The 7,209-nt window shown below is 70.8% G+C and carries 9 protein-coding genes; 6 read left to right on the forward strand and 3 right to left on the reverse strand.

Features of this window, described 5'->3' with window-relative positions; genetic code table 11:
• A partial coding sequence (locus tag VFH10_RS16740) for a glyoxalase superfamily protein (RefSeq protein ID WP_325130606.1) occupies nt 1-137 on the reverse strand: 137 nt, incomplete at its 3' end.
• Nucleotides 138-278: 141 nt separating this feature from the next.
• On the opposite strand from VFH10_RS16740, the gene ilvA reads away from it, so the two are divergent.
• Nucleotides 279-1,502: a threonine ammonia-lyase gene (gene ilvA / locus VFH10_RS16745; protein ID WP_325130590.1), complete on the forward strand. Its 1,224-nt coding sequence runs from the start codon at nt 279-281 to the stop codon at nt 1,500-1,502.
• 86 nt (nt 1,503-1,588) lie between these two features.
• Here the strand turns inward: ilvA and greA are convergent, their stop codons facing one another.
• Entirely contained in the window at nt 1,589-2,089 is a 501-nt protein-coding gene (greA, locus tag VFH10_RS16750; protein WP_325130592.1) for a transcription elongation factor GreA, read from the reverse strand.
• A 151-nt stretch (nt 2,090-2,240) separates the two neighbouring features.
• Nucleotides 2,241-2,645: a DUF4307 domain-containing protein gene (locus tag VFH10_RS16755; protein WP_325130594.1), complete on the reverse strand. Its 405-nt coding sequence runs from the start codon at nt 2,643-2,645 to the stop codon at nt 2,241-2,243.
• A gap of 26 nt (nt 2,646-2,671) precedes the next feature.
• On the opposite strand from VFH10_RS16755, the gene mca reads away from it, so the two are divergent.
• The 5 genes from mca to VFH10_RS16780 all read left to right on the forward strand — a co-directional run.
• Nucleotides 2,672-3,559: a mycothiol conjugate amidase Mca gene (gene mca, locus VFH10_RS16760; protein ID WP_414689881.1), complete on the forward strand. Its 888-nt coding sequence runs from the start codon at nt 2,672-2,674 to the stop codon at nt 3,557-3,559.
• Nucleotides 3,556-3,789, forward strand: a complete 234-nt coding sequence (locus VFH10_RS16765) for a hypothetical protein (protein WP_325130598.1) — start codon at nt 3,556-3,558, stop codon at nt 3,787-3,789. The genes mca and VFH10_RS16765 overlap by 4 nt, the downstream gene beginning before the upstream one ends.
• Nucleotides 3,790-3,915: 126 nt before the next feature.
• On the forward strand, nt 3,916-4,830 hold the full coding sequence (locus VFH10_RS16770) for a xanthine dehydrogenase family protein subunit M (protein WP_325130600.1): 915 nt from the start codon (nt 3,916-3,918) through the stop codon (nt 4,828-4,830).
• Nucleotides 4,831-4,843: 13 nt separating this feature from the next.
• Complete coding sequence (locus tag VFH10_RS16775; protein WP_325130602.1) at nt 4,844-5,335, forward strand: (2Fe-2S)-binding protein; 492 nt, start codon at nt 4,844-4,846, stop codon at nt 5,333-5,335.
• The coding region (locus tag VFH10_RS16780; protein ID WP_325130604.1) for an aerobic carbon-monoxide dehydrogenase large subunit at nt 5,332-7,209 on the forward strand (1,878 nt) is incomplete at its 3' end. The genes VFH10_RS16775 and VFH10_RS16780, both read left to right, overlap by 4 nt.

The following is a 7,209-nucleotide window of genomic DNA, read 5'->3' on the forward strand; positions in this document are numbered from 1 at the left end:
GTCACCTGCACCACCCGGAAGCTGTCCCCGGTGTCGTGGTCCACGTCGAGCGCGAAGCCGAGCTTGTCCACGTAGAACTCCTTGGCGCGGTCCACGTCCGCGACCGAGACGACCACGACCTCGAGCTTCCAGTCCATGAGCTTCTCCTCCGGTTCGGGCCTCCGATGACCTGCTGAAGGCACTCTTGCAGGGTTGTCGACAGGTGGAACGCCGGTCCCGCCGGAAACTCATCGGTGCACCGATGAGTGGGCGGTCGAGCACGGTCTAGGGTGTGCCGCATGAGCGACGCCGCGGTCCCGGATCTGCCGACCCTGGCCGACATCGAGGAGGCACGCGCGGCGCTCCGCAACGTCTCGATCAACACCCCGATGGAAGAGAGCCGTTGGCTCTCCGGGATGGCCGACGGACCGGTCCTGCTCAAGGCGGAGAACCTCCAGCGCACGGGGTCGTTCAAGATCCGCGGTGCCTACCTGCGCATCTCCCGACTCTCCGACCAGGAGCGGGCCAACGGCGTGGTCGCGGCCAGCGCCGGCAACCACGCCCAGGGCGTCGCGCTGGCGGCACAGATGCTCGGGATCAAGGCGACGGTGTTCATGCCCGAAGGGGCGCCCATCCCCAAGGAGAAGGCCACCCGCGGGTACGGCGCCGAGGTGCGCTTCCACGGCCACAGCGTCGACGACGCGCTGGTCGCGGCGCGGGCGTTCGCGGCCGAGACCGGCGCGGTGCTGATCCATCCGTTCGACCACGTGGACATCGTGACCGGCCAGGGCACCTGCGGCCTCGAGATCCTCGAGCAGTGCCCCGACGTACGCACGATCCTGGTGTCCTGCGGGGGAGGCGGGCTGATCGCCGGCATCGCCACGGCGGTCAAGGCGGTGCGCCCCGACGTCAAGGTCGTGGGCGTCCAGGCCGAGGGGGCCGCGGCCTACCCGGGCTCACTGGCCGAGGGTCGCCCGATCGCGCTCGACTCGATGTCGACCATGGCCGACGGCATCGCCGTCGGCTGCCCCGGTGACGTGCCGTTCGCGGCGATCCAGCAGCACGTCGACGAGATGCTCACCGTGAGCGAGGAGAGCCTCTCGCGCGCGCTGCTGATGCTGCTCGAGCGGGCCAAGCTCCTGGTCGAGCCCGCCGGAGCCGCGGCCGTCGCCGCACTGCTCGACCATCCCACCCGGTTCGAGACACCGACCGTGGCCGTGCTGAGCGGCGGCAACGTCGACCCGCTGCTGCTGATGCGCGTGATCCGGCACGGCATGGCGGCCGCGGGCCGCTACCTGTCGTTCCGGGTGCGGATCCCCGACACCCCGGGCGGACTGGCCCGGCTCCTCGCCGAGCTCGCGGACGTGGAGGCCAACGTGCTCGACGTCGTGCACGAGCGCACGTCCACCCAGCTCACGCTCGACGAGGTCGAGGTCGCCCTCCAGGTCGAGACGCGCGGCACCGAGCACGCCACCCGGGTGCTCGCCCGGCTGCGCGAGCGCGGCTACCACGTGTCGGAGTAGACCCGGCCGCCCGCCCGAGCCCGGTCACGCCGACGGCCCGCGACCGGTGCGGTCGCGGGCCGTCAGGGAAGTCGCAAGCCGAGCGGTCAGCTCCGGTAGGGCACCGCGTCGACGATCTCGACCTTGAGCTTCTTGCCGTTGGGGGCGTCGAACTCGACCTTGTCGCCGACCCGCTTGCCGTTGATCGCGCTGCCCATGGGCGACTGCGGCGAGTAGACCTGCAGGTCCTCCGGGGTCTCGATCTCGCGGGCACCGAGGAGGAAGACCTCGACGTCGCTGTCCCCGACGAAGCGCGTGGTGACCCTCATCCCGGGCTCGACGACACCGTCGTCGGCAGGGGTCTCGCCGACCTCGGCGCGGCGCAGCATGTCCTCGAGCTGGCGGATCCGCGCCTCGGCCTTGCCCTGCTCCTCGCGGGCGGCGTGGTAGCCGCCGTTCTCCTTGAGGTCCCCCTCCTCGCGCGCCGCGCTGATCCGCTCGATGATCTCCTGGCGCACGGGACCGCGGAGGTGCTCGAGCTCATCCTGGAGCTTGTCGAAAGCCTCCTGGGTCAGCCAGACCGTGTTCTGCTCGCTCGACTGCGTCACTTCTGTGGTGCTCCTGTGCTGGTCGGGGGACGCGGGTGGGTGTGGTGGCAGACGGTGCCAGCGCGACCACCCGGTCGTGTCCAAGGCAAGTGACGAAGTCTACCAAGCCGGGTGGGGGCGAACCCAAATCCCGGGATCTCCGCGGGCCCGCTCAGCGCCGCTGCGACTGCCCGTCCGCGACGCAGCCGACGACCTCCACGGACGTGGCCTGCCGCTCGGTCCGCACAGCGCGCTCGAGCGTCTGCGTGGTCGGCGCGCCGGGCCCCACCGCGACGTCGAGCTCGCCGACGATCGCGTGGTCGGCGGCGAACGCGCGGATCAGGCAGCTCGCGCGGACTCGGTCGTCGCGACGTACGACGGTGAACTCCGCGGTCGTCGTGTGCGCGTCGACCGTCTCGAAGCCGTTGAGGTCGGACTGCACGAGCGGCCTGCCGTGCACGAGCATCACCCAGGCCAGCCAGGACAGCCCGACGCCGGCGAGGATCACCATCACGGCCACGAGCCCCTTGCGGCTGGTGCTGGTGCGGGTGCCGTAGCGGTCGGCGAGGTCGGTCACCGCTCCATCCTAGGATTGCCCCCATGCTGTCTTCTGGGCTCCGGTTGATGCACGTGCACGCACACCCCGACGACGAGTCGAGCAAGGGTGCGGCCAGCACCGCGAAGTACGTCGCGGAGGGCGTCGACGTCCACGTCGTCACCTGCACCGGTGGCGAGCGCGGCTCGATCCTGAACCCCAAGATGGACCGTCCCGACGTGCTCGCCAACATCACCGAGATCCGCCGCCAGGAGATGGACCGGGCCCGCGAGATCCTCGGGGTCCGGCAGGACTGGCTGGGCTTCGTCGACTCCGGCTGGCCGGAGGGCGATCCCAAGCCGCCGCTGCCCGAAGGCTGCTTCGCACTGGTCCCCGTCGAGGAGGCGGCCGAGCCGCTGGTGCGTCTGATCCGGGACTTCAAGCCGCATGTGATGACGACCTACGACGAGAACGGCGGCTACCCGCACCCCGACCACGTGATGTGCCACAAGGTGAGCGTCGCGGCGTTCGAGGCGGCCGGCGATCCCGACCGCTACCCCGAAGCGGGCGAGCCGTGGCAGCCGCTGAAGCTCTACTACCACCACTCGTTCCACCGCGAGCGCACCCAGGCGCTGCACGACGCGATGGTCGCGCGCGGCCTGGAGTCGCCGTACGCCGAGCGGCTCGCGGAGTGGAAGCCCGACCCCGTGCACGCCGCCCGGATCACCACTCGGGTGCCGTGTGCGGAGTACTTCCCGCTGCGCGACCGGGCGCTGCTCGCCCACGCCACCCAGATCGACCCCGAGGGCGCCTGGTTCGCGTGCCCGCTGGAGGTGCACCAGGAGGCGTGGCCCACGGAGGACTACGAGCTGGCCCGCAGCCTGGTCGACGTCGAGACCCCCGAGGACGATCTCTTCGCCGGCGTCCGCGAGGCTCTTGCGACAATGAAGTCATGAGCTTCCAGACCGTCCTGTTCTCCGTCGCGCTCGCCGCCCAGGAGGGCCCCGCCCCCGAGGACGTGAAGGCCGGCTGGCTCGGGCTGCTCGTGTGGCTGGCGCTGGCCGCCGCCGTCGTGTTCCTGGCGTTCAGCCTCCGCAAGCACCTCAAGAAGGTGGACTTCGACGAGGACCCCGACGGCACCGAGGAGAACAACGGCTCGCACGCGCCCCGGGGGTCGGCCGGCTGACCGGCTGGCGTGGGCGGCCACACCCGAATCAAGGGATCGCTTAGGTCGCTGTTGACGCCGGTCGAGGGTGGGTCGATGGTGAGGGTGTGACGGCGGCCACACGGCGCCGTCGGGGAGGAGCCACCCGTGCAGGTACCCGCGCCCTTCGAGTACGAACGAGCCACCAGCGTCGAGCAGGCGATCGGGCTCCTGGACCGGCTGGGGAGCGAGGCCCGCCTGGTCGCCGGCGGGCACAGCCTGATCCCGATGATGAAGCTCCGGCTCGCCAACCCGGAGTACCTCATCGACATCAACGACCTCCACGAGGAGCTCGGCTACGTCCGGGTCGGCGCCGACGAGGTCCGCATCGGCGCGATGACCCGGCACCGTGAGCTGCTGGAGTCGCCGGAGCTGGCCGCCCTGTTCCCGATCTTCGCCGACGCCGAGGCCGTGATCGCCGACCCGGTCGTGCGCAACCGCGGGACGATCGGCGGGTCGCTTTGCCAGGCGGACCCCTCCGAGGACCTGTCGGCCGTGTGCACGACGCTCAACGCCACGTGCGTGATCCGTGGTGCCGGTGGCGAGCGAGTCGTCACGATGGAGGAGTTCCACCGCGGCCCCTACGAGACTGCCGTCGAGCAGGGCGAGATGCTCACCGAGATCCGCCTCCCGGTCCGGCCGCACGGCTCGAGCGCCTACGCCAAGGTGGAGCGGCGCGCGGGCGACTGGGCCGTCACCTCCGCGGGCGCGGCAGTGTGGATGGACGGACCGGTCATCGCCGACGCCCGGGTCGGACTGGCCGCGGTCGGTCCCAACACCACCGGCATCCCGGCGATCTCCGACGCCCTCCGCGGTCAGCCGCCGTCCGACGAGCTCTACGCCCGGGCCGGCGCGATCGCCGCCGAGAGCTGCACCCCGTCCACGGACAACCGCGGCACGGCGGACTACAAGCGGCACCTGGCCAACGAGCTCACCCGCCGGACCCTGCGGAGGTCGGTCGAGCGGATAGAGGCCGGCGTGCGCGGAGACCAGGCGCACGACGACCCCGACGGGAGGCAGTGACATGCAGGTGACCATGACCGTGAACGGAGAGAGCGTCACGCGCGACATCGAGGGACGGCTGCTCCTGGTCCACTTCCTCCGAGACCACCTCGGCCTGACCGGGACGCACTGGGGCTGCGACACGAGCAACTGCGGCACCTGCGTCGCCTGGCTCGACGGCGAGCCCGTCAAGACCTGCACGGTGCTCGCCGCGATGGCCGGTGGCCACGAGGTCCGCACCGTCGAGGACCTGGAGCAGGACGGCGTGCTCGACCCGGTGCAGGAAGGGTTCATGCGCTGCCACGGCCTGCAGTGCGGGTTCTGCACGCCGGGGATGCTGATGACCACCCGGGCGCTCCTGGACCGTGACCCGGACCCGACCGAGGAGACCATCCGCGAGGCGATCTCCGGCCAGATCTGTCGCTGCACCGGCTACACCACCATCGTCCGCTCGGTGCAGTGGGCCGCCGCCCACTCGCGCAGCGGCGCCGACGAGGACACGTCCACCGTGGGGAGCCCCTCATGACCACCACCGACGACACCACCACCGTGCCCGACCACTCCGGGCTCGTCGCCGACGCCGAGGACCTCGAGCACGCCGACAACGACCAGCACCCGGTCGGGCACGGCCGGATGCTGCGCAAGGAGGACCCCCGTTTCATCCGCGGCATGGGCCACTACGTCGACGACATCCAGCTCAAGGGGATGCTGCACCTCGCCATCCTGCGTTCGCCGGTGGCGCACGCCGACATCGTGAGCATCGACACGACCGCGGCGGCAGCGCACCCGAAGGTCAAGGCGGTCGTCACCGGTGCCGACCTGGCGGAGAAGGGCCTGGCCTGGATGCCCACCCTGTCCAACGACGTGCAGGCCGTGCTCGCCACCGACCGAGTGCGCTTCCAGGGCCAGGAGGTGGCCTTCGTGGTCGCGGAGGACCGCTACTCCGCCCGCGACGCGCTCGAGCTGATCGACGTCGACTACGACATCCTGCCGCCGGTGATCGACGTACGCCGTGCGTTGGCGCCGGACGCGCCGGTGATCCGCACGGACCTCGAGGGCAAGACCGACAATCACTGCTTCGACTGGGAGACCGGTGACGCTGCCGCCACCGAGGCGGTGTTCGCCAAGGCCGACGTCGTGGTGTCGCAGGACATCGTCTACCCACGCGTGCACCCGGCGCCGATGGAGACCTGTGGCTGCGTGGCCGACTACGAACGCGTCGCGGGAAAGCTCACGCTCTGGACGACCAGTCAGGCACCACACGCGCACCGCACCGTCTACGCCCTCGTCGCGGGCCTGCCCGAGCACCAGAGCCGCGTGATCGCGCCCGACATCGGCGGGGGCTTCGGCAACAAGGTCCCGATCTACCCGGGCTACGTCTGCGCGATCGTCGCGTCCCTGGTGACCGGCAAGCCGGTGAAGTGGGTGGAGGACCGGACCGAGAACCTCGTCAGCACCGGCTTCGCGCGTGACTACGTGATGCGCGGCGAGATCGCGGCGACCAGGGACGGCAAGATCCTGGCGCTCCGCACCAACGTGCTCGCCGACCACGGGGCCTTCAACGGCACGGCCGCGCCGATCAAGTACCCCGCCGGGTTCTTCGGGGTGTTCACCGGCAGCTACGACCTGGAGGCCGCCTACTGCAAGATGACGGCGGTCTACACCAACAAGGCGCCCGGCGGCGTCGCCTACGCCTGCTCGTTCCGGATCACCGAGGCGGTGTACCTCGTCGAGCGGATCGTCGACTGCCTCGCCCAGGAGCTTGACATGGACCCGGTGGCGCTGCGGCGGAAGAACCTCATCCAGCCCGATCAGTTCCCCTACACGAGCAAGACGGGCTGGGTCTACGACTCCGGCGAGTACGAACGCGCGCTCGACCTCGCCCTGGAGATCGCCGGCTACGACGACCTTCGGCGCGAGCAGGAGGAGAAGCGAGCCAAGGGCGAGCTGATGGGCATCGGCGTCGCGTTCTTCACCGAGGCCGTCGGGGCGGGTCCGCGCAAGGACATGGACATCCTGGGGCTGGGCATGGCCGACGGCAGCGAGCTGCGCGTGCATCCGACCGGCAAGGCCGTGCTGCGGGTGTCGTGCATGAACCAGGGGCAGGGACACGAGACGACGTTCGCCCAGATCGTCGCGGAGGAGATCGGCATCCCGCCCGCCGACATCCAGGTGGTCAACGGCGACACCGACCAGACCCCGTTCGGGCTGGGCACCTACGGCAGCCGCTCGACGCCCGTCTCCGGTGCGGCGGCCGCCCTGGTCGCGCGCAAGGTGCGCGACAAGGCCCGGATCATCGCGTCCGGGATGCTCGAGGTCTCGGTCGCGGACCTGGAGTGGGACAAGGGCTCGTTCGCGGTCAAGGGCGACCCGGGCAGGTCGGTCTCGATCCAGGACATC

The organism is Nocardioides sp. (assembly GCF_035697785.1).
Classification (GTDB): Bacteria; Actinomycetota; Actinomycetes; order Propionibacteriales; family Nocardioidaceae; genus Nocardioides_B.

Bases quoted from the DNA above. Each gene is read 5' to 3' on its own strand.
- ilvA (WP_325130590.1), top strand. From the start codon at position 279: ATGAGCGACGCCGCGGTCCCGGATCTGCCGACCCTGGCCGACATCGAG.
- VFH10_RS16765 (WP_325130598.1), top strand. From the start codon at position 3,556: ATGAGCTTCCAGACCGTCCTGTTCTCCGTCGCGCTCGCCGCCCAGGAG.
- VFH10_RS16775 (WP_325130602.1), top strand. From the start codon at position 4,844: ATGACCGTGAACGGAGAGAGCGTCACGCGCGACATCGAGGGACGGCTG.